This is a genomic window from Oleiagrimonas sp., assembly GCF_027858935.1.
In the GTDB taxonomy this organism is placed as follows: domain Bacteria; phylum Pseudomonadota; class Gammaproteobacteria; order Xanthomonadales; family Rhodanobacteraceae; genus Oleiagrimonas.
Genome location: NZ_JAQIBU010000339.1, coordinates 1 through 26,133 on the forward strand (window position 1 = coordinate 1; position 26,133 = coordinate 26,133).

The 26,133-nt window shown below is 64.2% G+C and carries 16 protein-coding genes; 10 read left to right on the plus strand and 6 right to left on the minus strand.

The window, feature by feature from the left end:
- Nucleotides 1-33 precede the first annotated feature (33 nt).
- Nucleotides 34-1,545 carry an acetyl-CoA hydrolase/transferase family protein gene (locus PF446_RS12800; RefSeq protein ID WP_298072230.1) on the plus strand — a complete coding sequence of 504 codons (1,512 nt, stop codon included), beginning with the start codon at nt 34-36 and terminating at the stop codon, nt 1,543-1,545.
- 332 nt (nt 1,546-1,877) lie between these two features.
- Here the strand turns inward: PF446_RS12800 and PF446_RS12805 are convergent, their stop codons facing one another.
- The 3 genes from PF446_RS12805 to PF446_RS12815 all read right to left on the minus strand — a co-directional run bounded on the left by PF446_RS12805 (nt 1,878) and on the right by PF446_RS12815 (nt 5,578).
- Nucleotides 1,878-2,675: a CHAD domain-containing protein gene (locus PF446_RS12805; RefSeq protein WP_298072204.1), complete on the minus strand. Its 798-nt coding sequence runs from the start codon at nt 2,673-2,675 to the stop codon at nt 1,878-1,880.
- A gap of 333 nt (nt 2,676-3,008) precedes the next feature.
- A complete protein-coding gene (locus PF446_RS12810; RefSeq protein ID WP_298072206.1) occupies nt 3,009-3,371 on the minus strand; it encodes a PilZ domain-containing protein in 363 nt (120 codons plus the stop codon).
- Nucleotides 3,371-5,578 carry a DUF1631 family protein gene (locus PF446_RS12815; RefSeq protein ID WP_298072208.1) on the minus strand — a complete coding sequence of 736 codons (2,208 nt, stop codon included), beginning with the start codon at nt 5,576-5,578 and terminating at the stop codon, nt 3,371-3,373. The genes PF446_RS12810 and PF446_RS12815 overlap by 1 nt, the downstream gene beginning before the upstream one ends.
- Nucleotides 5,579-5,938: 360 nt before the next feature.
- On the opposite strand from PF446_RS12815, the gene PF446_RS12820 reads away from it, so the two are divergent.
- The 6 genes from PF446_RS12820 to PF446_RS12845 all read left to right on the plus strand — a co-directional run bounded on the left by PF446_RS12820 (nt 5,939) and on the right by PF446_RS12845 (nt 17,627).
- Entirely contained in the window at nt 5,939-6,307 is a 369-nt protein-coding gene (locus PF446_RS12820) for a hypothetical protein (protein ID WP_298072210.1), read from the plus strand.
- A gap of 361 nt (nt 6,308-6,668) precedes the next feature.
- Nucleotides 6,669-7,013 (plus strand): hypothetical protein, encoded by a 345-nt coding sequence (locus tag PF446_RS12825; protein ID WP_298072212.1) that lies wholly within the window; start codon nt 6,669-6,671, stop codon nt 7,011-7,013.
- Between the two features lie 177 nt (nt 7,014-7,190).
- Nucleotides 7,191-9,728, plus strand: a complete 2,538-nt coding sequence (locus PF446_RS12830; protein WP_298072232.1) for a glycosyltransferase — start codon at nt 7,191-7,193, stop codon at nt 9,726-9,728.
- A gap of 64 nt (nt 9,729-9,792) precedes the next feature.
- A complete protein-coding gene (locus PF446_RS12835; RefSeq protein WP_298072214.1) occupies nt 9,793-11,565 on the plus strand; it encodes an autotransporter assembly complex family protein in 1,773 nt (590 codons plus the stop codon).
- 2 nt (nt 11,566-11,567) lie between these two features.
- Nucleotides 11,568-15,317, plus strand: coding sequence for a translocation/assembly module TamB domain-containing protein (locus PF446_RS12840; RefSeq protein ID WP_298072216.1), 3,750 nt, complete (start codon nt 11,568-11,570; stop codon nt 15,315-15,317).
- 183 nt (nt 15,318-15,500) lie between these two features.
- Entirely contained in the window at nt 15,501-17,627 is a 2,127-nt protein-coding gene (locus PF446_RS12845; protein WP_298072218.1) for a M13 family metallopeptidase, read from the plus strand.
- 197 nt (nt 17,628-17,824) lie between these two features.
- On the opposite strand, the gene murD is transcribed toward PF446_RS12845, so the two are convergent.
- Genes murD through PF446_RS12860 form a run of 3 tightly spaced genes read right to left on the minus strand, consistent with a single transcriptional unit; the run spans nt 17,825 to nt 23,062 of the window.
- The gene (murD, locus tag PF446_RS12850) at nt 17,825-19,180 is read right to left on the minus strand and encodes a UDP-N-acetylmuramoyl-L-alanine--D-glutamate ligase (protein ID WP_298072220.1); all 1,356 of its coding nucleotides are present in this window, start codon (nt 19,178-19,180) and stop codon (nt 17,825-17,827) included.
- Nucleotides 19,161-20,513 carry a UDP-N-acetyl-alpha-D-muramoyl-L-alanyl-L-glutamate epimerase gene (gene murL / locus PF446_RS12855; RefSeq protein WP_298072222.1) on the minus strand — a complete coding sequence of 451 codons (1,353 nt, stop codon included), beginning with the start codon at nt 20,511-20,513 and terminating at the stop codon, nt 19,161-19,163. Before murL ends, murD begins: the two co-directional genes overlap by 20 nt.
- Nucleotides 20,510-23,062, minus strand: a complete 2,553-nt coding sequence (locus PF446_RS12860; RefSeq protein WP_298072234.1) for a bifunctional aspartate kinase/diaminopimelate decarboxylase — start codon at nt 23,060-23,062, stop codon at nt 20,510-20,512. Before PF446_RS12860 ends, murL begins: the two co-directional genes overlap by 4 nt.
- A gap of 195 nt (nt 23,063-23,257) precedes the next feature.
- Here PF446_RS12860 and PF446_RS12865 point away from each other — a divergent pair, with 195 nt between their 5' ends.
- The 3 genes from PF446_RS12865 (at nt 23,258) to PF446_RS12875 (ending at nt 26,109) form a co-directional block, all read left to right on the plus strand.
- Nucleotides 23,258-24,130 carry a PhzF family phenazine biosynthesis protein gene (locus PF446_RS12865; protein ID WP_298072224.1) on the plus strand — a complete coding sequence of 291 codons (873 nt, stop codon included), beginning with the start codon at nt 23,258-23,260 and terminating at the stop codon, nt 24,128-24,130.
- A gap of 69 nt (nt 24,131-24,199) precedes the next feature.
- Nucleotides 24,200-25,528 carry an amino acid permease gene (locus PF446_RS12870; protein WP_298072226.1) on the plus strand — a complete coding sequence of 443 codons (1,329 nt, stop codon included), beginning with the start codon at nt 24,200-24,202 and terminating at the stop codon, nt 25,526-25,528.
- A gap of 53 nt (nt 25,529-25,581) precedes the next feature.
- Entirely contained in the window at nt 25,582-26,109 is a 528-nt protein-coding gene (locus tag PF446_RS12875) for a (2Fe-2S)-binding protein (RefSeq protein WP_298072228.1), read from the plus strand.
- Nucleotides 26,110-26,133 lie beyond the last annotated feature (24 nt).

Sequence of the window (26,133 nt, forward strand, 5' to 3'; positions counted from 1 at the left end):
TCCCCATATGGCTCCAGCTGGAATGTCCACTTGATGGAAACGCGCATACAAAATCCCCAACTGGCAAGCCGGTTGACGCCTGTCACCCGGGCGGTTGAGCTGATCCGCCCCGGCATGACCGTGGGCATGAGCGGCTTCACCGGCGCCGGTTACCCCAAGGCCGTGCCGCTGGCGCTGGCCGAACGGATCGCTGCGGCGCACGCGCGCGGCGAGAAATTCGGAATCCGCGTACTGACCGGCGCTTCCACCGCGCCGGAGCTGGACGGCGTCCTGGCGCGCACGGGCGGGATCGACTTCCGTCTGCCGTATCAGTCCGACCCGGAACTGCGAGCGCGCATCAATCGCGGCGAGATCGAGTACATGGACATCCATCTGGGCCATGTCGCGCAGTACGCCTGGTTCGGCTTCTTCGGCAAGATCGACATGGCGGTGATCGAGGTGGCCGGCATCCTGCCCGACGGGCGGCTGATTCCGTCCACTTCGGTGGGCAACAACAAGACCTGGCTGGATCTGGCCGATCAGGTGATTGTCGAGGTCAACCACGACCAGCCGCAAGGGCTGGACGGCATGCACGACATCTACTACGGCACCGCGCTGCCGCCGAATCGCGTTCCGATCCCCCTGCTGGCACCGGGCGACCGCATCGGTGAGCCGTATCTGCGGGTGGACCCGGCCAAGGTGGTCGCGGTGGTGGAAACCCATGGTCGTGACCGCCTGGGCCGCTTCGCCGAGCCCGACGACAACTGTCAGCGGATCGCTGGCCATCTGGTGGAGTTCTTCCGCCACGAGATCGCCAAAGGACGCCTTGGCGAACACCTGCTGCCGTTGCAGTCGGGCGTGGGCAACATCGCCAATGCGGTATTGACCGGTCTGCGCGCCGGCGGATTCGAACAGCTCACCGGTTTCACCGAGGTGATCCAGGACGGCATGCTGGACCTGATCCGTACCGGCACGATCACCATGGCATCCGCCACCGCGTTGTCGCTGAGTCCGGAGGCAGTGGAAGAGTTCATCAGCCATATCGACTACTACCGCCGTCGCATCGTGCTGCGTCCGCAGGAAATCTCCAACCACGCCGAACTGGTGCGCCGGTTGGGCTGCCTTGCACTCAACGGCATGGTCGAGGCCGACCTGTACGGCAACGTCAACTCGACCCACGTCGCCGGCACCAGCATCATCAACGGCATCGGTGGCTCGGGCGATTTCGCACGCAATGGTTTCCTGTCCTGTTTTCTTACCCCAAGCACGGCCAAGAACGGCGCGATCTCCAGCATCGTGCCGATGGTAAGCCATGTCGATCACACCGAGCACGATGTGGCGGTGGTGGTGACCGAACAAGGCCTGGCCGATCTGCGCGGCTTGTCGCCCAAGCAGCGCGCGCGCATGGTGATTGGCAACTGCGCGCACCCTGATTACCGGCCCATGCTGGAAGATTATTTCGACCGCGCCTGGCGTGACAGTCGCGGCAAGCACACGCCGCACCTTCTGACCGAGGCCCTGTCCTGGCATCAGCGTTTCCTCGATACCGGAAGCATGAAGCCCTGAAGTCACGACCCGGATCCGCCGGTTTCATGACCTTCACCCGTGCATGGATTTGGCATGATCCCAACGCATAACCGCGCCAGGACATCTGCGCTCACGCACGGCACGCTCCGGCCAGTCAACGTCGGGGTGCCGAAAGGTTGGTGGCGGCATTGGATGCACAGAGCACGGCACGCCGCGCGTCCCTTGGCATATCGGTGATATTTCCGGCGTGACGAACGAAACTGCACCAGGTTGGCCTACCGTGCATTTCCGATCACTCGACTTCCAGATCTGACGCGCCGGTCCGTGCTTTGAGACCCGCCAGGCCGCAGCTTCTGGTCACTGCATGTGCATCATGGCGATGCGCGGTTGATTTCCGAGCGAAGGCGGCATCGCATCTGCGTCAGCGGCAACGAGGTGTCCATCCCTTTGAGGCTGGACCGGAGCATGCGCAGATCCTGAAGCCGTCCCAGATGGTCCGACAATCGGGTCAGGGTGCGTATGGAGGTCGAAGGATCCGCTTGAGGCAAGCCCAGCAACGACGGGGACGCCTTCCTGACCGCCCGAATCACTTGATACTGCATGCGCAGACGCCGAAGCCGGCGCCGCCACAGGTGGCTGTTTGCGGCATGCGGTTCCTGCCTCGCGTTTCGCTCCGCCTTCGCCAGGCGACGGGCACTCCTGGCCAGCCCTTTCACCAGATCCATGGAACCAAGCCGATCCCATGGCAACCCGGCAACAGCCTCGGCCAGCATGCTCAGTTGCGCACGCAGCGCGGCGAACTCAGGATCCCTGGCAAGGGCAGCCCCGAGAAGCGCCTCGCGTCGAGCTTCGAGCCGCGAGGCCACAGCGATCCAGACCTCGCGCTCGTCACCGGTAGCGAGCTGCAGGGCCGACGTCGCCACGACATGCGCATCACGTAGGTCCGACAGGCCATCCCCAAGATGCTTCAGTTTCTGATCGATGACAGACACTTCCGGTTCGAGCGCCCGGCGGCACAGGGCCAGGATGCTTCGCAGTCTGCGGATGGCCTTGCGCGCAGCATGGATGGAGCCTTGTCTATTCCTGCGTTGTGCCAAGGAACGCATGGCCTGGTCGACCTGTGACGCTGCCAGCGCAGCAAATACCGATCCTGATGAAGGTGCGCTCACTTGGTAGGTCCGTCCGGTGCCCAAGGTTGCTAATTTCAAACAAACTGCCACAGCAGGCGGTTTGTATCGACGCAGGGCAGTTTGCCAAGCGGTATGCCGGCATTGGCATGGTCGATGATGCAGGGCAGGATACGCCTCTGTACAAGGCAGGACCCCCAAGGCGCATCAGGGGGCAGTGTGCACTTTTCCATAGCTGAAAAAGATCCCGTTTTTTGTCGCTGGTGATCAGTCACGATGCCACACGCGACCCGGTTACCCATCCGCTTTGTATCGGCTGCGCCGGCGGGACCGGCACCGCCTTTTTGCCATGCAGAGCGTGCGGGTCACGGGCCGTTATTGCGGAAGTTCCAGCCAGGCATGCAGCCTGGCCTTGTCTTCGTCGGTGATCGCGACGATGCGATATCCAACCCAGTAATTTTCGGTCGAGGACGCTTGCTGGTGCCACTGCTCCTGCACCCCCACCTCGATCATCTGCGTGTCCTCGTCGTTGTCCGGCAGGGGCAGGGTTATTTGATAGACCGCATCGCTGCGTGGTTTGTCTGGGCAGATCAGCAGCATCCCTGTATTGGAGATATTGCCGATCTGGCCCATCACACGGCCGGTAATGACGTTGATCGCGGGCTCCGTCGATTCGACGGATTTGCGCTGTGCCCTGCGATCTTCGCGCTGCGACGGATCCGGATCAATGCGGTCCATCACCCGGCCCCCCGGTTGGCGCTGCCTGATGGCTTGCCCATCTCACGAGCCACGATGCGCCAGGCCTGTTCGATCACGTTTTCCCGGTCGCGAGGAAGCTCGCGGATGTGTCCGCAGGCGATCTCCTGCGCCAGCTTCAGTTCGCCCAGTTCCTGCGCGCGTTGGCCTCTGCGGGTCACGAACAGGCTGTGCCCGGTCATGGGCGAGTACCACGCCAGCCGGCGCCGGATGCCGGGTTCACCGGGAGGTCCCATGAACTCGAACCATCTACCTGCAGGTAGACTGCGCAGATGCCGATGGATGCGCAGCACATCTGCCCCCGGATGTCCGATATCGGCGCTGCACGCTTGCACCTGCAAGCCTGTCTTGTCGCCATCGGCCATGGCTGCGATGGAAGTACGCCGTTCGCCGGAAGCTGGAGGTTCGCCGGGGCCCTTGGCTGGATCCCGGTGCGGCTCCTGGCCGATGCGAAGCATCCGCTGTGTGAGTTGCCTGATCTCCTTCTCGAACATGCCGATCTGGCGCAAGCCCTTTTCCAGCTCGTGCTGCACCGCGGCGGCATTGCCCATGGGGCGGATGCCGAGCAGCCGGTCGGTGACGTTCAGCCGGGCCGCAAAGCTGGCGCTGTCCTCGCCATTGCGTACCAGGGTCAGTGCCAGCACGTCGAACCAGGCATGCGGCAGGCGGGCCAGCAGCGCGCGCTGTCGTGGCGTGGCGTTGTAACGCGCGGACAGCAGTTCGGCAGCATGCAGGCGGGCTTTTTCCAGGCGTTCGAGCCCGCGCATTGCGTCGAGCTGTTGGCTCTCCATCAATTGCGTTTCCTGTTTCAGCTGTTCCAGCACCCGTTCAATGTCTGCCAGCAACGCGACATACACGGCAGTAGCGGGCGCAGCGCGGCTGGCGGCTTCAATGAGTTGCCCCAGTTGCAGGCGCAAGACGTGGTCCGGGTCCCCGCTGATGTCGTCAAACCAGTCGTTGGCAATCTCGGCGATCTTGTTCAACACGCGGTGAGCGGGGTGTTCGCGCTGATGGAAGAACGCAGGGTCGAGCAACGCCATCCGCAGCAAAGGAAACTGCAGATCGTAGAGCAGCGACCGGGCTTCGGGTGTCTGCGGAAGCTGTTGCGCGATTTCCCCGAAAAGGCGAACGATCATGTCCACGGTTTTGCGCTGGGCGGGAGACAGCTGTGCATGCTCGGCATCCATGGGACGCCCGACGTTGAGCTGCAGATGCAATTCTTCACGCAGGGATTGCGGCTGGTTGAGTGCGATCCGGGTGCGCATGTCGGAACACGAAACATATTCCTGCAACGCGCTGACAGCGATCTGCAATTGCGCGTCGGTAACGCTGCCGTCTTTCGCCGGCGGTGCGTCTTCGTTGCGCACAGGAATATCGGGCGCCGCCGGTCGATGTTGCGTGTGCGCTTCCGAAGGTGTGCGGGCGGTGGTGGACGCGACGGGCGCCGTGCCCGGCATGGTGGATGCGGTCCGGGAGCTGCCCTGGCGATCGGTCCGGGGAAGAACGAAGGGCCGCAGTCCGCGCAGGATACCGGCCTGGATCAAATGCGTATTGACCAGCGCGTACAGCGATGAAAGTTCATCGATCAGACTGCTCTCGAGGCTCTGCAGGAGAAGCAGTTCGTGCGCGGGCGGCAAGCCGAGCTTGGCGCTGGCGGTGCGGAAGGCCCGGGCCATGGCCTGGGGTCCGACCGGCAGATCATTGCTTTCCAGCGGCGGCGTGGCCATCAGCACCGCCAGGCGGTAGCCCAGCTCGATCAGTTGCACGCCGCCGCGGACCTTGCTGCGTGCGACCAACTGATCGAGTGCGCTATTCAGGTCGTGCTCCAACGGATCGAGCAGGCTCAACGTCTGGGCCTGCGCCGCGGCAGCTGATACGGACTTTGATCCGAGGTTGGCGAACGCCTGGTCAATGCTGGCGATGAACTGCTGGTCAAATTCCTTGCGCTGCGTTTGCAGATGCTTGTAACTGCTAAGGTAGTGCAGCTGATCGAAATGACTCTGGCTGTTTATGGCCATCTGCTCCAGGCGATCGCCGAGATGCACGAGGCCGTGTTCAAGTGGCCGCTGCAACCAAGTTGTGCAATGCGCGCGCAGCTCCTGGATCAGTCGCTGCGTTCGTTCGGGCAAGACTTCGCCGGGCACGGCTGTGCCAGGGGGTGCCAGTGAACGAAATCGTTCAGGGCTCATGCCGCCTCGCTCGTCAATCACTCGAGAAGCCGAACGCACCACTTTTCAAACAGCCTTTCATGGCTGACTCTGGAACCCAATCGCTGTATCCCCGCTGAAGCCGGAGGACGCGTGGCGAGGCGGTTCCATCCGCGCGCTGGACTGTCGACGCCAGCCATGCAGCATGGACACGGTCCCATGGCCCGATATGCCATCCCCATGTGGAGCCGATCTGCACGCCTCAAACGGCATCGCCTGGTGCGTAGGCCTGGTCTGGTTGCATGGCCCGTCCGCATGCCCACAGGCTCTGCAAACGCCGATCCACTCGGGAATTAAGCCAGCATGCGGACCGCACGGCGTATGCTGCCCGTTGCTGGAACCATGAGACAGAGGTACGCCATGACACCCGCGCAATTCAGGGGCCTGATACGTGATGCCGGGCGTTACTGGGAGCCGCGCCGCCTGATCTACAACGGCGTGTTGCTTGCGGTCGTGGTGTTGTGGGTGGTGATCACCTGGCCGCATCTGCGCCCCGCGATGACCTGGACGGCGCTCGGCGGGCTGTGCGTGCTGGCGCTTATTGCCAATGCCTGTTTCAGCGCGGCGTATCTGGTGGAAATGGTATTCCGGAACGCCGGGATCCGGCGCGTTTGGAAGCGCTGGCGCTGGGCGCTCTGGATGGCCGGAACCATACTGGCGGCATGCATGGTCTGGTACTGGATCGCGGACGAGGTGTATCCCTTCGTCTGACCCTCCCACGCGCATGTCCGTACTCCCATGCCGCGCCCGCTTGTGTCCCCATGTTCACCTGGACAAAAGCAGTTGATGCATGCGGGCGGTTATTCGCCGATCAACGCCTCGTGATCGAACCCGCCATTTGCGCCAGCCCAGCCATCGCGTAAAAAAACAGCGCCCAGGCAAGCTGCGAAGGACTGATGTCGAACCGAAACGGTCCGCAGATCCGGTCGATTCGCGTATCCCACTGTATAGGCTTGGATCTTTCCTTAACCTAACACGAACGAGCCGATGCAGGATCATGGCAAACCAGTCGCCATGGGGCGCCTCTTCAGGCAGTATACAAATTGAGTCCCGCAACCAACAGGCTGGGAAAATGAGCACAACCGTCGAGCTTTTCGAACGCTTCAAGGAGCACCTCCGGGTGCGTTCCGATCACGCGGCCGGTTTGATTCTCGGCGTGAAGCCGCAGACCATCAGCAACTGGCGTACGCGCGGCAGCCAGGCCGAGCCCAAGTTGATCGAGATGATGTGCGCCAAGCTGGGCGAGGATTCAACCCCCTGGCTACTGCGCGCGCAGGCCGAGCAGGCCCACGACCCGGCCAACGGCCTGGTCTGGAAACGTCTGGCCACGCGTCTTGGGCTTCCGCTCACGGCCCTGGCCCTGGTGCTTCTCGAAACCGCTTGGGAAACCAGCACCTTTTCGCTGGGCCTGCTCTGACGTTATTTGCCGGGCCCTGCGAACCGGCCGGCACGGCGCGCGATTGAGCGCGCATGTCGGCTTGGGTAAGCTCGCTGTTTTGACGCGACAGTATCCCGCGACGCCCCGACGGTGCCCTCCTTGAGTCGCGACACCCCTTCAAGCAAAAGCCGGCATTCCACGCCCGTTGCCGTGCTCATGGCTTTGCTGCTGGTCGCGCTCAATGCCGGACTGTGGTGGTTTGCAAACCGTCCGACCGGTCCGCAGGATTGGCATGGCCCGATTGCGGGTTTTGCCTACAGTCCTTTCCGGCGCTACCAAAGCCCGCTGACCAACAAGTATCCCAGCAATCGTCAGATCAACGCCGACCTGACGCTGCTGGCGAAGTACACCGACAACATCCGCATCTACGCCATGCTGCAGAACCCGCAGGTCGTGCGGCTGGCCAAAAATCATGGACTGCATGTGCTGGCTGGTGCCTGGATCGACCGGCACATCGTGCACAACAACGACGAACTTGCCGCGCTGATCGAACAGGCCCATCGCTACCCGAAGACGATCACGCGCGTGCTGGTGGGCAACGAGGTGCTGCTGCGGCACGACCTGGAGCCCAGGCAATTGATGGCCTACCTGGATCGTGCGCGCGCCGCGATCCAGCAGCCAGTGTCCACCGCCGAGCCCTGGCACATCTGGGAAAAATACCCGGAGCTGGTCCAGCATGTGGACTTCATCACTGTGCACCTGCTGCCTTTCTGGGAAGGCGTGGACCGCAAGGACGCCATCAACACCGTGATGTCGCATTACCAGATGCTGCGGACCAAGTATCCGAACAAGCTCATCGTGGTCGGCGAGACCGGATGGCCATCCAATGGCGACCGCTTCCAATACGCCAAGCCTTCGCTGTCCAACGAGGCCATTTACCTGCGTGACTGGTTTCAGGTCGCGCGCGCCAGAAATATTCCCTATTACGTGATGGAAGCCTTCGACCAGCCCTGGAAGGAATCGCTGGGCGAAGGTCGTACCGGGGCGTATTGGGGCATGTTCAACGCCGACCGCAAGATGAAGTTTCCGCTCACCGGGCCGATCACCGAAGATCCCAGCTGGCCCTTCAAGGCCCTGGCGGCCGGCCTGTTGGCCCTGATCCCGATGATCTGGTTCGGTCGCCGTTACGCCCGCTTCAAGCTGGCCGGACGGTTCTTCTTCATGCTGCTGCTGCAACTGGCCAGCGGCGTGATCGTGTGGGCCGCCACCTTGCCCTTCAATTTCTACCTGAGTCCATTCGACTGGACCATGCTGGCGCTGCTGTTCCCGGCGCAGATCGCGATCATCGCGATCCTGCTGATCAACGGGTTCGAGTTTACCGAGGTGTTGTGGCGGCGTGCCTGGCAACGCCAAAGCCACCTGCTCGAGCCCGACCCGCCCGAAATTCAGCCTTTCGTCTCCATCCACCTGGCCTGCTACAACGAACCGCCGGAAATGGTCATCACCACCCTCGACTCGCTGGCCGCGCTGGAATATGCCAATTTTGAGGTGCTGGTAATCGACAACAACACCCAGGATCCGGACGTCTGGAAACCGGTCCAGGCCTACTGCGATGAACTGGGCCCGCGCTTTCGGTTTTTCCATCTTGAACCGTGGCCTGGCTACAAGGCCGGCGCGCTCAACTTTGGCCTCAAGCAGACCGACGAACGTGCCGAAGTGGTGGCCGTGGTGGACGCCGACTATGTGGTGCGCGGCGATTGGCTTTCACGCCTGACCGGCCATTTTCACGACCCTATGGTCGCCGTGGTGCAGTGCCCTCAGGCGCATCGCGACTTCGAGCAAAACGCCTTCCGGCGCTGGACGGCCTGGGAATACGACGGCTTTTTCCGCATCGGCATGCACCACCGCAACGAGCGCAACGCGATCATCCAGCACGGCACCATGACCATGGTCCGGCGTTCGGCGCTGGAGGGCACCGGCGGATGGTCCGAATGGACGATCTGCGAGGACGCCGAACTGGGCCTGCGCCTGATGCATGCCGGTTACCAGCTGATCTACGTGGACGAGCTGATGGGCAAGGGCCTGACGCCAGCCGATTTCAAGGCCTACAAGAGCCAGCGCTATCGTTGGGCCTTCGGTGCGATGCAGATCCTCAAGGGCAGATGGGGTTGGCTGGTGCGCAAGGGCCCGCTGGGCTCCGGGCAGCGTTTCCATTTCCTGACCGGTTGGTTCAGCTGGTTCGCCGATGCGCTGCACCTGATCTTCACTTCGATGGCCCTGTTCTGGACGGCCGGCATGATCGGCCTTCCGCAGTACTTCAGCCTGCCGATGCAGCTGTTCCTGATCCCGGTGATCGGATTCTTCGTGGCCAAGGTCATATTCGGCATCGTGCTGTATCGTGCACGCGTGCCCTGCGGCTGGCGCGACACACTGACCGCGTCGATCGCCAGCATGGGGCTGTCACATGCCATCGCGCGCGGTATCCTGCACGGCCTCACACGCCAGAAGACCGCCTTTGTGGTCACGGCGAAAAGTCGACGCCTGGGCGAATCCGGGTTCGCCGCCTTCGCTCCGGTGCGTGAGGAGCTGATGATGGCTTGTGCACTTGCGCTGGCGGTCTTCGGCATGACGATGTACTACGGCGGCACCTACATCGAAAGCACGTTGTGGATCATCATTCTGGCCGCACAAGCGATACCCTATGTGTCGGCACTCGCCGGCGCCTGGGTTGCACACCGCAGCACCGACTCCTGAACCGGTCGAGGCCGCTACCACGGACCTTGGCCTGCACCCGACACGGAAGACGCCCTACTCCTGCATGCACAAGACCCTGCACCGTATCATCTGGCGGATGATTGTTGCGCTCACGCTGGTGCCATCGCTGGCGCGGGCCGGAGTCACGCTGAAGATCGAGGGCGTGAACGATGAGCTGGCGCAAGCCATAAGATCCTCAGTCAGCCTGACCCAGTACGCCGCGAGCCAGGTCACGCCGGCCCAGGTGCATCACCTGTATGCCCAGGCCTCCGGGCAGGCCCGCGCCGCACTGCGCCCCTACGGCTATTACGACCCCAGTGTTCATGGCAGTCTCGATCACAAGGGCGCCCAATGGACCGTGGTGCTGAAGGTTTCGCCCGGTCAGCCGGTCATCGTGCGCACGCTGGACATCCGCATGGACGCCTCGGCCGAGAAGCAGCCCGAGGTGCACAAGGCCGTCTCGCAGTTCAAGCCAGCCATCGGCCAGCAAATGAATGACGGCCTGTACACCGAATCGCGCAACGCCATCACGACCGCGCTCAATGCCACTGGATACCTTGACGCGAAGATGACCAGGCACAAGGTGCTGGTTACGCGCGCCACACACAGCGCCGCAGTGCACCTGCACTGGCATACGGGCCCGCGCTACCGCTTCGGCAAGGTGCATATCATCGGCTCACAGTTCCGCAAGGGCTTCCTTGAGCGTTATGTCCCCTTCTCGTCGGGCGATCACTACTCACAGCCGGAACTGCTCAAGCTGCAGGAGGCGCTGACCAGCGCGGACTACTTCTCGATGGTCGACGTGCAGCCGGATATTGAACATGCCCACAATGGCGTGGTCGATGTGAACGTGCACGTGAATCCGGCCAAGCGAAGTGTCTACTCCGGCGGACCGTTCATCGGGACCGATACCGGTGCCGGTATCCGCCTCGGACTGCAGCGCCGCTGGGTGAACAACCGTGGAAACAAGTGGAAGAACGAACTGGTGGCCGCGCAGCGCCTGAAGACCCTGAGCACGCTGTATCAGATCCCGATGCCCGGTCCCGACCGTCGCAGTTTCAATTTCGGCGCCGACTACCAGCTTGCCGACACCGTGACTTCGCACTCGCACAGCCTTAACCTGGTGGCGAACGAGAGTCGGCTCTGGCACGGCTGGCTGCGCACCATGGGCGTACATGCCCTGGCCGGCTCGTTCACGGTGGGGCAGCACCCGGGCGAGCCGGGCAATGCACCCGGCATCGAACACGGTCGCAGCACACTGCTTTACCCGGAAATCTCGCTGGTACGCAAGATGGGCGCGGATGCCAACTTCGTGCGCCACGGCTGGCTGCTCAGCCTGACCGCGCGGGGCACTGTGAACAATCCGCTCTCGGACACCGGTTTCGCGCAACTATTGGCCGATGCCAAGTGGATCCATGCCTTTGCCGGCAACAACCGCCTGATCGTGCGAGCAGATGCAGGAACGACCCTGGTCAAGGACTTCCAGCGCTTGCCACCGCAGTTGCGCTTCTTCGCCGGCGGTGCACGATCGATACGCGGCTATGGCTACCAGGCCGTCGGCCCACACAACGCATACGGCCGGGTCATCGGCGGGCGCAACCTGCTCGTGGGCAGCGTCGAGGTTGAGCACTACTTGACCCCGCACTGGGGCGTGGCAACGTTCGTCGACGCCGGCAACGCGTTCAACGGGCACGACATCAGCCCTCGCATAGGCACCGGCATCGGTCTGCGCTGGCGGTCGCCCGTGGGTATGGTGCGCCTTGATCTCGGCGTGCCGGTGCATGATCCCAACGCGCATGCGGTCCACCTGCACATTGTCATCGGGCCGGACCTGTGAGCGTGCGCAAGCGCATCTTCGTGGTGATTGCAGCGGTGCTGCTGTTGCTGGTGATTGCCCTGGGCTGGCTGCTGGGCACCACCAGCGGCCTGCGGTTTGCCCTGACGCGCGTATCGGCGGCCACGCAGGGCGCGTTGCACGTGCAGCAGGCCAATGGCCGCCTGGCAGGCCCGATGACCCTGATCCAAATCAGCTACCGCGGCGCGGATGGCCTGACGCTGCATATCAAGCGTATCCATCTGGACCTGAGCCTGTGGTCGCTGATGATTGGACGACTGCACCTGCGCACGCTGCAAACCGGAGCGATCGACGTAGCCCTGCCCGATCCGCCTGCGGCAACGACCAAATCCGCTTCGTCCGCCACGCTGCAACTGCGCGCACCATTGCATATCCAGCTGGACAGCGCGGACATCGGTCCCATTCGGGTGCATCGCTCAGGGCATGACCTGTTTGTCACGCAGCATCTCCAGATCGCCGGTACCTGGACATCCGCGCACCTGATCCTGCGCCAGCTGAAGCTGCGTGCGCCAAACGGCCACGCCGACCTTGAGGGGCGGTTGGCGTTCGGCACCGATTATCCTGGACACGGGCAACTGCACTTTGCATGGGATACGGGCACGACCACGTGGGCCGGCTCTGTCAAGGCGAACAATCCCGGTGGTCAGGCGAGCATCAACGTCGTGCTCACGCAACCGGTCGACGCGCGGCTGGACCTGAAGATGACACCGCGAAGCCCGTATCCATGGCAAGCACATCTGGTCCTGCCACAAACCAATGCGAATGCGATCACCCGCGGCGCCACGTCCCGGCGCATCGGCGCCGACCTCCAGGCCCATGGCGACCGCAGTCACGTGAACGTCAAGGGAGCGCTGGTCCTGGGCAAGCGCCACCTGCAACTGCATACACTGCAGGCTCATCTGGCCGATGCCGACCGGCAGCTGGTGCTGGATGGATTGCGCCTGTCCGATCCGAAGCTGCAGGGCCAGCTCGAAGCCCAGGGCACACTGCAGCTCGATCCCGCCCCGTACACGGCCCGTCTGCATCTGGCATGGAACGGCATGACACTGCCCGCCGCGCTGATCGGGCGCAAAATGGCCACTCACGGCACGCTTGATCTGAACGGATCGCTGGATGCATACACCGCGAAACTGGATGCACAACTGGGCCCGCCCGGCATGCTCTCGAGCGTTCGTGCGGCGGCACATGGCAGCACTCATCAGGTGGTCCTGGACAGTCTGAAGGTGATCCAGGCCCATGGATCGCTGGACGCCCAGGGAACACTCGACCTGTCGCCGGCAACCACATGGAAGCTGGATCTACAGGCCAAAAACTTCAATCCCGGCAGTGCCCTGGCCGGCTGGCCCGGCGCGCTGGATGCCAAGCTTTCCAGCAGCGGCCACATCGGCCCCAAGGGCACCCGCGCCAGCCTGGCGATCGAAAAACTGAGCGGCACGCTGCGGCATCGCCCGATCCAGGGCAAGGGAACGTTGAAGCTGTCACAAGCACGGGTCCTGCACGGTGACCTCAGCCTGCGCTCGGAGAACAGCCGTATCCAGTTGCATGCAGCGAACGGTACACGCAACGACATCACCGTGAAGCTTGCCATCGCCCAGCTCGGAAGTTGGAATCCGAAAGCGCGCGGCGCACTGGACGGCACCGTGCATGCACGCGGGAAATGGCCGCACCTGGCCCTGGCCGCCGACCTGCACGGCCAGCAGTTGACATGGGGACGCAACCAGGCATCCCAGCTGGACCTGCATGTGGACGTGCCGGATATCCAGGCGACCGGCGGGACGCTGCGATTGCAGGCGCAGAAGATCGACGCCGCAGGATTCACCTTCGCATCCGTCGACCTGTCCGGCAGCGGCAACCGCAAGCAGCACCACCTGACAGTCAAGGCGAAGGGCGCGCCGCTGTCGCTGGACATGGCCCTGACCGGCGGCATGCGCGGTACGGCATGGCAGGGATCGCTATCCCGCTTCACGCTCGATCTTGCCGACGCTGCTTCCTCGCACTGGACACTTCACGCACCGGTGCCGCTGCACTGGGACCAGGGTGGTGCGCGGATCGGAAGCACGTGCCTGGGTTCCGGAGCGGCGCAACTGTGCCTGCAGGGGCAATGGCAATCTGGCGGCCGCCTTGCCCTGCACTACCGCATGCAAGCCCTGCCGCTGGAACTGCTTCCCGCCCTGGCCTTCAATGACCTGCGCATGCATGCATCGGGTGTGCTCGACGGCAAGGGCGACATCACCCGCAGCCCCGGCGGCATACTGGCCGGCAAGGCGACACTCCATTCCAGCCAGGGGGCCATCCGTTATGCCGATCAACCCGGGCAACCCTTGCTGCGCTACCGCAATCTGGTCGCGTCACTGGACATGAACCAGGCCAAGCAGCATTTGCACATCACCGCAGGCCTGCAGAAAAACGGTCATCTGGATGCGCAAATCCGGGTGCACGGTGCAAATCGTGCGCTCGACGGCCATGTGGCAGTGAATCTGGACTCATTGAAGTTCGTGCAGCTTTTCACCAGCGAGGTCGCCGGCGTTCAGGGGCAACTGAGCGCCGGCATCGACCTTTCCGGCAGCATCAACAAGCCCGGGGTCAAGGGACAAGCCAAGCTGGAAGACGTAGCCGCAGAGATCCCGGCGCTGGGCCTGAAGCTGGATCAAGGTCGACTGGATATGCGTACAAAGGATCTGCATTCGGTGACGCTGGATGGCCATGTCCGTTCGGGCAAGGGCGTGCTCCACGTGTCGGGCATGCTGGATCTTGCCGACCTTTCCGCTACTGACATCCAGCTGAAGGGCAAGCAGGTCCAGGTGGCGGATATCCCCTCGGCGCACGTCAGCATATCGCCGGACCTTTCGATCACGCGCAGCTCCGGCATCCTGGTCATCGGCGGCTCGCTGGATGTGGACCAGGCCGAAGTCCAGCTGGAAAAACTGCCGGGTGCCGGTGCAACCCAGGCCTCCCCGGACGTGGAGGTCGTGGATGCGCGCGCCCCGGGAAAAAGCTCGAAGTCGATCCAGATCCGCGCCAATGTTCAGGTGAATCTGGGCACGAAAACCCATGTGCACGGCTATGGCCTCGATGGCAACCTCAGCGGTGGCCTGCGCGTCATGCAGAAGCCCGGCAAGTCGCCCATGGGACAGGGCCAGATCCGCGTCAACGGCAGCTACAAGGCCTACGGCCAGGATCTGTCGATCAAGCAGGGCCAGTTGCTGTTCGCATCCTCCCCGCTGGCCAATCCCGGACTGGATATCCGCGCGGTGCGCCGCATCAATCCCAACGCCACGGTGAACGACGGACAGGTTGTGGGCCTGCACATCCGCGGCACCGCGCAAAATCCAACGGTGAACGTGTTCTCGAATCCGGCCATGGACCAGTCCGACGCCCTGTCGTACCTGGTCACCGGCAAGCCGATTTCCGATGTGCGTAACGGTCAAGGCAGCAAGGTCAATGCAGCCGCCATGGCGCTGGGCTCGGCGACCGGAAACCTTTTGGCCAAGGGCATCGGTTCCCGCCTGGGCATCAGCGATATCGGTGTGTCCGGAAACAATGCCCTGGGCACGACTGCCTTCACCGTCGGCAAGTACCTCTCGCCACGCCTGTACCTGAGTTACGGAGTGGGCCTGTTCCAGCCTGGCCAGGTCATCACCTTGCGCTACATCCTTGCTCAGCACTGGAATTTCGAGGCCGAGCAGGCCACCGGATTCAGCCGCGCCAGTTTCAATTACCGCTACGAACACTAGGCATGCGAAGACTGCCGCCTGACCGCTACACCTTGCCCCTGCCCGCCAGACCGCCAGACCGGAACGACACCAAATCCAACGGCCCGATCGTGCCTTCGCCTCGCGAACCCATGACTTGCGGGCGTGCCGAAACCCGTCGGTCCGGACTAAGATGGTGGTTTACCGTTGACCGAGGCGCCCTTCATGCAACGCACGTCCTTTCTTCTCGCTGCCGCCATTTCGCTGAGCCTGGGGGCATGCTCCTCGCCGTCCTCGGGTGACCATGCAGCCAAGTCCACCGCTGCACCCGCCCCTGCTGGATCGACCGCTGCTGCAACAACTGCCAAGCCGAACATCGGCATCGACCTGTCCGGGATCGATCACTCGGTGCTGCCGGGCAACAACTTCTTCAGGTACGCCAACGGCGACTGGCTGAAGACGGCAAAGATTCCGGCCGACCGCTCCAGCATCGGCAACTTCCTGACGATCTACGATCGCACACAAAAACGCATCGCCGACATCGTCAAGAAGGCCGTTGGAAGCCATCCCGCCAGCGGCAGTGACCAGGCCAAAATCGCCGACTTCTATACGGCTTACATGAACACTTCGGCGGTTGAAAACAATGGCCTGAAGCCGATCCAGCCGGCGCTGGACGCGATCGCCGGCATCCATTCGCGCAAGGATCTTGCCAAGGTACTGGGCAGCCGCCTGCGCCAGGATGAGGACCCGGTCAACAACACCGACTTCCACACCGACCACCTGTTCGGCCTGTTCGTGGCCCAGGGTCTGACCGACCCCTCTCACAACATCGCCTACCTGCTGCAGGGCGGCCTGACCATGCCCAGCCGCGACTATTACCTGTCCAGCGACAAGGCCATGGCCGCCACGCGCGACAAGTACAAGAGCTATATTGCGGCCCTGCTCAAGCAGGCCGGCACCCCCAACGCCGATGTCGAGGCCGCACGGGTGTTCGACCTGGAAGTGAAGATCGCCAAGGCACAGGAAAGCCTGGTCGACAGCCAGGACGTGCACAAGGCCGACAACCTGTGGTCGATGGCCGACTTCGCCAGGAAGGCCCCCGGGCTGGACTGGTCTGCCTACTTCAAGGCGGCCGGCCTTTCCGACCAGAAGAACATTGATGTGTGGCAGCCTTCGGCCTTTGCCGGCTTGTCCAGACTGGTCGCCACGCAGCCGCTGGCCGACTGGCGCGCGCTGCTGCGCTTCCACACGCTGGATGATGCCGCCTCGCTGCTGCCCAAGGCCTACGCCAATCTCGCCTTCGACTTCCACGGCAAGACCCTTACCGGGGTACCGCAGCAGCAACCACGAGCCAAGCGGGCCGTGGCCGCAACCAGCTCCGCACTGGGCGACGCGGTGGGCAGGATCTACGTCAAGGACTACTTCCCGCCCGAAGCAAAGAAGCAGGTCGAGTCCCTGGTGCACAACATCGTTGGCGCTTTTCGCTCGCGACTGGGCAAGCTCTCGTGGATGACGCCGGCCACGCGCGCCAAGGCCAAGCAAAAGCTGGACACAATGAAGGTGTTCGTCGGCTATCCCGATCCGGGCCACTGGCGCAGCTATGCCGCACTCAAGGTCAGTGCAGACAATCCGCTGGAAAACGCCATGGCGGTATCAAAGTTCAACTACGATTTCGCGTTGTCCAAGCTGGGCAAACCGGTGGACCGCGCCGACTGGTGGATGCGTCCACAAACCGTGAACGCGCTGAACATTCCGCTGGAAAACGCGCTCAACTTCCCGGCCGCGATCCTGCAGCCGCCGTTCTTCGATCCCAAGGCCGACCCGGCGCACAACTACGGCGCAATCGGCGCAATCATCGGTCACGAAATCAGCCACAGCTTTGACAACATGGGCTCGCAGTTCGACGCCCACGGTCGCTTGCACAACTGGTGGACCAAGGCCGACGCGGCGCACTTCAAGGCCGCAACCCACAAGCTGGTCGAGCAGTTCAACCAGTACCAGGCGTTGCCGGGCCTGCACGTCAACGGCCAGCAGACACTGGGCGAGGACATCGCGGACCTGTCCGGCCTGACCGTGGCCTACGTCGCTTACCACACGTCGCTGGACGGCAAGCCGGCGCCTGTGATCGACGGCCTGACCGGCGACCAGCGCTTCTTCCTGTCCTTCGGCCAGGCCTGGCGCAGCAAGATGCGCGATGCAGCTCTGCGCCAGCGCGTCAACACCGACGTGCATGCGCCACCTCAGTTCCGTGCCGAGACCGTGCGCAACCTCGACGCATGGTACACGTCCTTCGACGTCAAGCCGGGTCAGAAGCTGTACCTGAAACCTGATCAGCGTGTGCGGATCTGGTAAGCCGAACAGCGCAAACTGTGCACAACCAGCGGGCGGTCCGGATACGGGCCGCCCGTTCTTGTTGCCGTTCTTGCGCGCGTAGCCCGGATAAGGCGACGCCGCATCCGGGGGAGACCCGCATCAAGAACGTCCCCCTTGCCTGCTATCCCGGATGCGGCTTCGCTTTATCCGGACTACGGGCTACGGGCCCGCGGACCTCAGGCGACGCCGAGGCCTTCGATACTGGCGATGCGAGCGGGGTCGAACCCGGCCAGCTCGGCAAAACGGCGGCCGCGCTCAGTGTAGTCGTGGAACTGGTCGAAGCTGGGCGCACCAGGCGACAGCAGTACCACGCCTGCCTGCGGCAGGGCTTCACCGGCGCAGGCCATGGCAGCCTCGAGGTCCACTGCCTCCAGCACAGGACAGCCGGGGGGAGACGCGCGCAGCGCTTCCAGGATGCGTACACGGTTGCCGCCCTGCACCACCACAACGTGTGGCGGCCGCGCGGCGATCGCGGTGGCGAACGCAGTCCAGTCCAGGCCACGGTCGTGGCCGCCGAGCAGGAGCGCCACGGGCTGGTCCTGCACGCTGCGCAGAGCCGCCAGCGCGGCCTGCGGCGTGGTGCTGATCGAATCGTTGATCCAGGTTCGTCCACCCTGCTGGCCCAGCGTCTGCAGGCGATGCGGCAACGGTTGGAACGCGGCCAGGGCGGGCAATGCAGCGATCGCGTCCAGACCCACCTGTTGCATCGCGGCCAGACCGGCGCAGGCATTCAACGCATTGTGTGCTCCGGGCAAAGTCAGGTCGGCGCAGTCGAACACACGCTCGTCGCCGCGATGGATGGCGTTGCCGGCAACGTGCCAACCCTCGCAGGTGCCGAAGCCGATGCGTCGGGGATGCGTTTTCGTGCGTGCCATGAGATCCGGCTGCGTGGCGTTGACCAGCAAGGTGCGCGCGGCGTCGGCAAGCTTGAGCTTGTCCGCCACATAGCGCTCGCGCGAGCCGTGCCAGTCCAGATGGTCTTCGTACAGGCTGGTGATCAGTCCCAGTTCGAGCGGGCCGGTTTCTCCGGTCTGGAAGCTGGAAAGTTCCACCACCCACAGCTCCGCCTCGGCATCAAGCAGTTCCAACAGCGGCAAGCCGATGTTGCCGGCCAGTGCGGTGCGCACGCCGAGATGACGCGCCAAGTGCGCGAGCATGGCGCAGGTGGTGCTTTTGCCCTTGGTTCCGGTGACACCGATGACCCGCGCATCGGACCGTTCGCCAAACCACAGCGCGGTGCCCGAGGTGAATACGGTGCCCTGGGCCTGCGCCGCCAGAAGTTCCGGCCGATAGGCGGAAATACCGGGCGACTTGACGACGATGTCGAAGCCGGCCAGCGCCGCGACGTCGGGCGCCGCATGCAGGACCGTCAGCGCGCCGTTGGCGTTCAGTCCCTCGGCCTCGTCCTGGCGACAAAACAGGGTCAGTTCCTGGCCAGGCAGCCGCGCGCGCAGCGCAGCCAGCGCGGCGCGGCCCTCGCGTCCATGGCCCCAGACCGCGACGCGGCGACCGTCAAGATCCGCGAATCGCATCCAGGGCTCCGCGCAGATGCTCCGGGATGGCGTGCTCCACGGCCGGCTCCAGCCATGGTTCCAGCGTCAACTCGGCGCTGTCGAGCTGGGGCACAATCTCATCACGAAAACGCGCCACCAGGGCGTCTTCGGCCCATTCCGGACGCTGGCTGAGCGCATGCATCGCGGCGCGCGCCTCGGCACCCTCGCCGACGCATTCAAACGGCTTGTGGTCGCGGTATTCCATCAGCGCATCGAAGCCGGCCAGCTGCGATTCGTCGTCCAGCAGGTTGCGCCCGAAAATGCCCAGCAGTCGCGGCTTGGGCAGGAAAGGAGCCAGCGCCAGGAACACGAAATGGCACTTCGGACATTGCCCGCACCAACGGTCGGCTGGCCTGGGACCGAGAATGCGGAAGTTGCGGTTGCAGCTGGAAAAGGCGTCGAAATACGCAGCGCCCATGCGCGCGAAGGCGCGGGTCACGGCCAGTTCGGCAAACGGCCGCAACAGGGAAAAATATTCGAGCTGCGGGGCGACATGCGCATGCAGCCAGTCCCGCAGCATGCGTTCGAAATCGAAACCCTTGCTCCATTGGTGATTGATCTGGCGACCCTCGTATTCCAGTGTCGCGACCGAAGCCGAGCGCTCGTTGGCAAAGGCGATCGCATCATAGCCGTACAGCAGTGCGGCCAGCACCAGGATGGCCGAGTTCACCGCTGTCACCGGAATGTGGCCGTTCCAGGCCCCCGTGCGGTTGTACTCGAACAACAGCGGCGAGAGCTCGCGCTGGATGTTGAGCATGGGCAGCCCGGTGCGCTCGGCGCAATGCGCAATCAAGGGCGAGTTGCCCACCCAGACCACCCCGGCCTCGCCACCGATGGACTTGATGGATTCGATGGCGACCACCGAGTCCTTGCCGCCACCAACGGGGATCAGCGTGCGCGAGGGAAGTTCCAGCGCTACGGCCGATGGCGCCGCTGCGCCGTCGCGCGGAAAACGGATGCGGGCATGCAGGTCCAGCTGGTTGCGATAGGCGAACTCGGCCAGTCCGTGCAGGTACAGCGTGTCCATGAAGTCGGCGGTGGCATCATCCAGCGCGCCTGTATCCAGCACGATGCGCTCGGGCACCCCGGCCTTGTAGTAGCTGACCCCGGCGGCGAGGTGCAGCAACTGCAACGCGGCCGCGAAAGCCGGTCGGCGCTCCGGCGCAAGCTCCGGCGCGTCGGGGAAGCGGATGCGCTCGATCAGTTCCGGGCTGTCGTCGAAGGCATAGACCAGTTCGGCCACCCCGTCGGCATACCCGTGTCGGACAAAACGGAAGGCCGAAGCCTTGCGCGGGTCGGCGAGCGTACTCATTCGATGATCACCTCGTCGGCGGTTTCACGCAGGTTGTAGTTGGAGGCCATCACCGCGCCGTAGGCACCGGATTGGGCGATCAGCATCACGTCGCCCTCGCCGCTCTCGGGCATACGACGATCACTGCCCAGGATGTCGCCGGTTTCGCAGATCGGCCCGACCACCTGGTACAGCGTGGTGGCCACCTCGCCCAGGCGCGAGAGATTCACGATCTCGTGCCAGGCTTCGTACAGGGCCGGCCGGATCAGGTTGTTCATGCCGGCGTCGATGCCCAGATAGTTGAGCTCGCCCTTGCGTTTGCCCTGGGTGGCTCGCGCCAGCAGCACGCCGGCCTCGGCCACCAGGTAGCGGCCGGGCTCCATCCACAGCTGGTAGTGGGGGTAGGCGGCCTTGACCTTGCAAAGCACCCGATCCAGCGCCGCCAGGTCCAGCGGCTGCTCGCCCGGATGCGAGGGGACCCCGAGGCCGCCACCGATGTTCAGTATCTCGATGCTGCCGACCCGCTCGGCCAGTGCGGCCAGCTGGGCATAGACCTCGCCCCAGTGGCCTGCATCGAGGATGCCCGAGCCCAGGTGTGCATGCAGGCCGCGTACACGGACCCCAAGCTTGCGGGCCAGCGTCAGGAAGGTGTCGAGCTGGTCGAGCGGCAGCCCGAACTTGGACCCCGTGCCGCCGGTGCGCACCTTCTGGTGATGGCCAAGACCACGCCCAAGATCCACGCGCAGCAGGATCGAGCTGCCGTGGAACAGCTCCCCCCAGTGCTGCAGCGGATGCAGCGCATCCAGGGTCACCGTTGCACCGGACTCCAGCGCCATCGCATAGTCCGCGCGGCGCGCGAAGTTGGGGGTGAACAGGCGCGGGGCATCCGGCGCGGCAGCCGCGGCCGCGGACAGTTCGCCGGGCGACACGCATTCCAGTCCGAAACCGGCCCCGGCAATGACCTGCAGCAGGCGGGGGTGGGTATTGGCCTTGGTGGCGTAATGAAAATGATCGACCGCACCAAGCGTGCGCAGGCCCTCGATGCGCTCGCGCACGGTGGGCAGGTGATAGACGTAGCGCGGCGTGCGCTGATCGGCCAGTTCCAGCAACTGCTTGCGGGCGTCGTGCCACCAGGCGGGCGCGATGTCATGCTCGCCGCCGCCGTACAGCGTATGCCAGGTGGGGCCGAACAGCTGCGTGTCATCGCTGCGCAGGCTGCCTGCGCGCACCAGCAACTCATGCAGGCGAGGCAGCAATGCATCGACCACATCCTCGTCGACCACGAAGGTCAGATTAAGATTGTTCGACGACTGCGAAATCATGTGCACGCGCAGCTGTCCAAACTCGGCCAGCACCGAAGAAAGCTGATGCAGCATCGAGCGCATGCCGCGCCCGACCAGCGTGACCGCCGCGCATGGGGCGATCACCTTGACCCGGCAAACCTTGGCCAGGTCCGCGGCCAGCGCCGCCACGGCGTCGGAATCGAGCAGGTTCTCGGTCGGATCAAGCGACACCGTGACGTTGGTCTCTGCCGAACCGATCAGGTCCACCGACAGGCCGTGGCGGCGGAAGGTGTCGAACACGTCGGCGAGGAAGCCGACCTGCTGCCACATGCCTACCGATTCCATTGACACCAGGGTGATGTTCGAGCGTGTCGAGATCGCCTTCACGCTGGGCGCGGCCTCGCGTACCTGCGGGCCGATTTCCGTACCTTCCATTTGTGGGTTGTAGGTGTCCTTGATCCAAAGCGGCACGCGCGGCGAGCGCAGCGGCGACAGGCAGCGCGGATGCAACACCTTGGCCCCGGTGGTGGCGATCTCCTGGGCTTCCTCGTAGTCGAGCTGGCGCAGCAGCCGGGCGCTCGGCACCTGCTTCGGATTGGCGCTGAACATGCCCGCCACATCGGTCCAGATCTCCACCCGCGCGGCCTTGAGAATGGCCCCGAAGCAGGCTGCGGAAGTATCCGAACCGCCTCGTCCCAGCAGTACGCATCGACCGCCCTCATCGCGGGCGATGAAACCCTGGGCAATCATCACTTCGCCACGCGTCGCCAGGTCGGCGGCCAGCGCAGGGTCCGGACGGGCATCGACCGTGGCCGAAAGCATGCGCGTGCGCGGGTTCTGGTTGGGCAGTGAAATCGCTCGCAGGCACTGGCGTGAATCGATCCACTGCGTGGGCAGGCCGGAGGCGGTTAGGAAGGCTGCGCCAAGCGCACTGGAAAGCAGCTCGCCGTGCGCATGCACCTGGGCCTTCCAGGCCAATGCGTCGTCCACTACCGGACCGGCTGCAGCCAGGGCGCGCAGGTCATCCAGACGTGCGGCGACGTTGGTGGGCATCGGCATCTGCATGTCGCGCAGCAATTCGGCGTGACGCTCGAACAATCGATCCGCAGCCGCCTTGCGTTCACCGGCATCGTTTTCGTTGCTCATGGCCTTCAGCGCGTCGGTGACGCCGGCCAGGGCCGAGACCACCAGCAGCACGCGTACGCCCTCGGCGCGGCGCGTGCAAGCCAGTTCGAGAATATTTCGCCAGCGCTCGACGCTGGCGACACTGGTACCACCGAATTTCATCACCACCCAGGGTGCGTCGGCAGGAAGCGGGGAAAGGGAAGCGCTCACGATGCTCCAGTCAAGACGATCAAGTTCATCCCATGCAGTGTGCCCGCACGGGCGCAAAAGGCAACGCCCGCCATTATGGCGTTTGGCAGTGGTCGTCCGCTAACGCTAGTCTGACTCGCTTGTCTCACCAACGGATACCGCACCACCATGACCACGCGCCGCTATGCCGAGATCGATGTTTTCACCGCCGAGCCACTCCTGGGGAACCCGCTGGCCGTGATCATCGACAGCGAGGGCCTGGACGGCGCACGCATGCAACATATCGCGAACTGGCTCAATTTTTCCGAGACCACGTTTCTGCTGCCGCCCACCACCCCGCAAGCGGACTACCGCGTGCGCATCTTCACGCCACGCCAGGAACTGCCGTTCGCCGGGCACCCCAGCGTGGGCAGCGCCTACGTCGCCATGACGTCCGGCCGGGTCCGCGCGGATGCGCGCACGCTGGTCCAGGAATGCGCCGCCGGCTTGCTGCCGGTGCGGGTCGAGGGTGAGGACAGCCAGCGCAAGATCCACGTACGCGCGCCCGAAGCCACACGCAATGCACTGTCCGAAGCCGATGCCGATGCCCTTGCACAGGCACTTGGAGCACGCTTCGTGCGCCCGCCCGGCAACGTCTGCAACGGCCCAAACTGGCTGACCTGCGATCTCGGCGAAAGCCCCGCAGTTCGCGCCCTGCGTCCGGACATGATCACCCTTGCATCCATCACCGATCGACTCGGCGCCGTGGGTGCCTGCGTATTCGGTCGGACACTAGACGGCATCGCGGACATGGCCGTTCGTGCATTCTGTCCCGCCGACGGCATCCCCGAGGATCCAGTCACCGGAAGCGCCAACGCCGCCATTGCGCACGACCTTTTCGCGCATGACGGACTGCAGGCCTATGGCCGGCGTTATCGCGCCAGCCAGGGGCGCGAGGTCGGACGCGACGGCAGCGTCGAGATCGAGGTCGACGCCGACGGAAAGATCCATGTCGGCGGAGCATGCACCCTGGTCGTCCAGGGCACGCTGCACGTCGACTAGCGCCAGGCCACGGGCTTGCGCCGACACCACCGGAACCGCATGCTCGACAGCTTGCGGAAAGGGGCATGCATGCAGCACAACGAGCAACCGGTGAACTACCTGCGCCGCCTGGGTGCAGGATCGGCGGCAATGATGGTGGTCGGCGGGGTGATCGGCGGCGGCATTTTCGTCAATCCGGCCACGGTCGCGCAACGCACAGGATCCGGCACCAGCCTGATGATCCTGTGGCTGGTCGGCGGCCTGCTGACCCTGGCCGGCGCGTTGTGCTTTGCGGAGCTGGGCGTGCGCAGACCACAGGCGGGCGGCAGCTACATCTATCTGCGCGAGGCCTTCGGGCCGCTGCCGGCGTTCCTGTTCGGCTGGACCATGCTGCTGGTCAACTATTCCGGATCCATCGCCGCTGTAGGCATGATCTTCGGCCGCTATGCATGCGTGGCGATCGGTCTGCCGCTGACCTTCGTGCGGCCTGTCGGCATTGGCGCACTGGTGCTGCTGGCGGGGATCAACGGATTCGGCATCCGCGCGGGAGCCTTCGTGCAGAACCTGTTCACGCTGCTCAAGCTGCTGGCGGTGGCCGTGCTGGTGGTCACCGGCCTGGCCTGGGCCGGTGCCGGGGACCTTGGCCGCGCTTTCGCGCCCGATCCGCATGCCCACCTGCCCGCATGGGCCCTGGCCGGCGCGCTGCTGCCGGTGCTGTTCTCGTACAGCGGGTTCGCCTATGTCAACAACATCGCCGGCGAGATCCGCGAACCGGGACGCAACCTGCCGCGCGCGCTGGGCCTGGGCATGCTTCTGGTGCTGGGCTGCTACGTGCTGGTCAACATCGCCTACATGGCGGCGCTGGGCCACGACGGGCTGGCCGCCAGCGCCACGCCAGCGGCCGACGTCATGCAACGCATCTTTGGCGATGCGGGCAAGCGCATCATCGCCGTCGGCATCGCCATCTCCACATTCGGCTACTGCAACATCGCCATGATCGGCAGTGCCCGTGTGTTTCAGGTGATGGGGACGGACGGCGTGTTCTTCCGCTCGGTGGCGCGCCTGCATCCGCGCTGGCATACGCCCAACATCGCCCTGCTGCTGATCACTGGCTGGGCCGTGGCACTGAGTCTTTCGGGGACCTACAACCAGCTGCTGGATTACGCCACCATTGGAGACTGGCTGGGCTACGCTGCCACCGTGGCCACACTGTTCTGGTATCGCCAGTTGCTGGACGACACGCCCAACGGCTACCGCACCCCGCTGTATCCACTGACACCGCTGGCGTTCATTGCGATGGTGATGCTGGTGATTGCGATCATGCTCGCCACGCGTCCGTTCAACGTCGGCATCGGACTTTTGATCATTGCCGCGGGCGTACCCGTATATGCTTTCTGGCACCGTTTGTTCAGTCGCTGACAGCTAGGCTTTGCCACAATCCACGAATCGTCGCTTCCGGGAGTCCGCTGACCGTGCCAGTACCCCCCGTCCAGAAACCACCGGACACCATCGTTCCGGTCAAGCCTCGTCAGGGCATCCACCTGGCGATCAACGGTGAACCGTACCTGCATACCGGCGATCCGGACATGCCACTGCTGTGGTACCTGCGCGACGTGCTTCGCTTGACCGGTACGCGCTACGGCTGTGACCGGCGACAATGCGGCGCCTGCACGATACTGGTCGATGGCAAGCGCGCCCTGGCCTGTGAAAGGCCGATGCGGACAGTGGCCGGCAAGAATCTCACCACGGTGGAAGGACTGGTCGGTCCCGATGGTGCCCTGCATGAGCTGCAGCAAGCCTGGATCGACGAGGATGCCGTGCTCTGCGGCTACTGCCAGCCGGGCTGGCTGATGGCTGCGGCCGATCTGCTGCGGCAAACACCCGATCCCTCCGATGCCGACATCAACGCCCTGCCCAATCTGTGTCGCTGCGGCAGCCAGCCACGCATCCGTCGCGCGATCCATCGCGCTGCCCGTCAACTCAGGGGATCAAGCACGTGAGTCTGCGCGTTCGTCTGTCACGCC

Coding starts and splice junctions, on each gene's coding strand:
- PF446_RS12800 (WP_298072230.1), top strand. CDS start 34: ATGGAAACGCGCATACAAAATCCCCAACTGGCAAGCCGGTTGACGCCT.
- PF446_RS12810 (WP_298072206.1), bottom strand. CDS start 3,371: ATGGACCGCATTGATCCGGATCCGTCGCAGCGCGAAGATCGCAGGGCA.
- PF446_RS12815 (WP_298072208.1), bottom strand. CDS start 5,578: ATGAGCCCTGAACGATTTCGTTCACTGGCACCCCCTGGCACAGCCGTG.
- PF446_RS12820 (WP_298072210.1), top strand. CDS start 5,939: ATGAGACAGAGGTACGCCATGACACCCGCGCAATTCAGGGGCCTGATA.
- PF446_RS12825 (WP_298072212.1), top strand. CDS start 6,669: ATGAGCACAACCGTCGAGCTTTTCGAACGCTTCAAGGAGCACCTCCGG.
- PF446_RS12830 (WP_298072232.1), top strand. CDS start 7,191: ATGGCTTTGCTGCTGGTCGCGCTCAATGCCGGACTGTGGTGGTTTGCA.
- PF446_RS12835 (WP_298072214.1), top strand. CDS start 9,793: ATGCACAAGACCCTGCACCGTATCATCTGGCGGATGATTGTTGCGCTC.
- PF446_RS12845 (WP_298072218.1), top strand. CDS start 15,501: ATGCAACGCACGTCCTTTCTTCTCGCTGCCGCCATTTCGCTGAGCCTG.
- murD (WP_298072220.1), bottom strand. CDS start 19,180: ATGCGATTCGCGGATCTTGACGGTCGCCGCGTCGCGGTCTGGGGCCAT.
- murL (WP_298072222.1), bottom strand. CDS start 20,513: ATGAGTACGCTCGCCGACCCGCGCAAGGCTTCGGCCTTCCGTTTTGTC.
- PF446_RS12860 (WP_298072234.1), bottom strand. CDS start 23,062: ATGAAATTCGGTGGTACCAGTGTCGCCAGCGTCGAGCGCTGGCGAAAT.
- PF446_RS12865 (WP_298072224.1), top strand. CDS start 23,258: ATGACCACGCGCCGCTATGCCGAGATCGATGTTTTCACCGCCGAGCCA.
- PF446_RS12870 (WP_298072226.1), top strand. CDS start 24,200: ATGCAGCACAACGAGCAACCGGTGAACTACCTGCGCCGCCTGGGTGCA.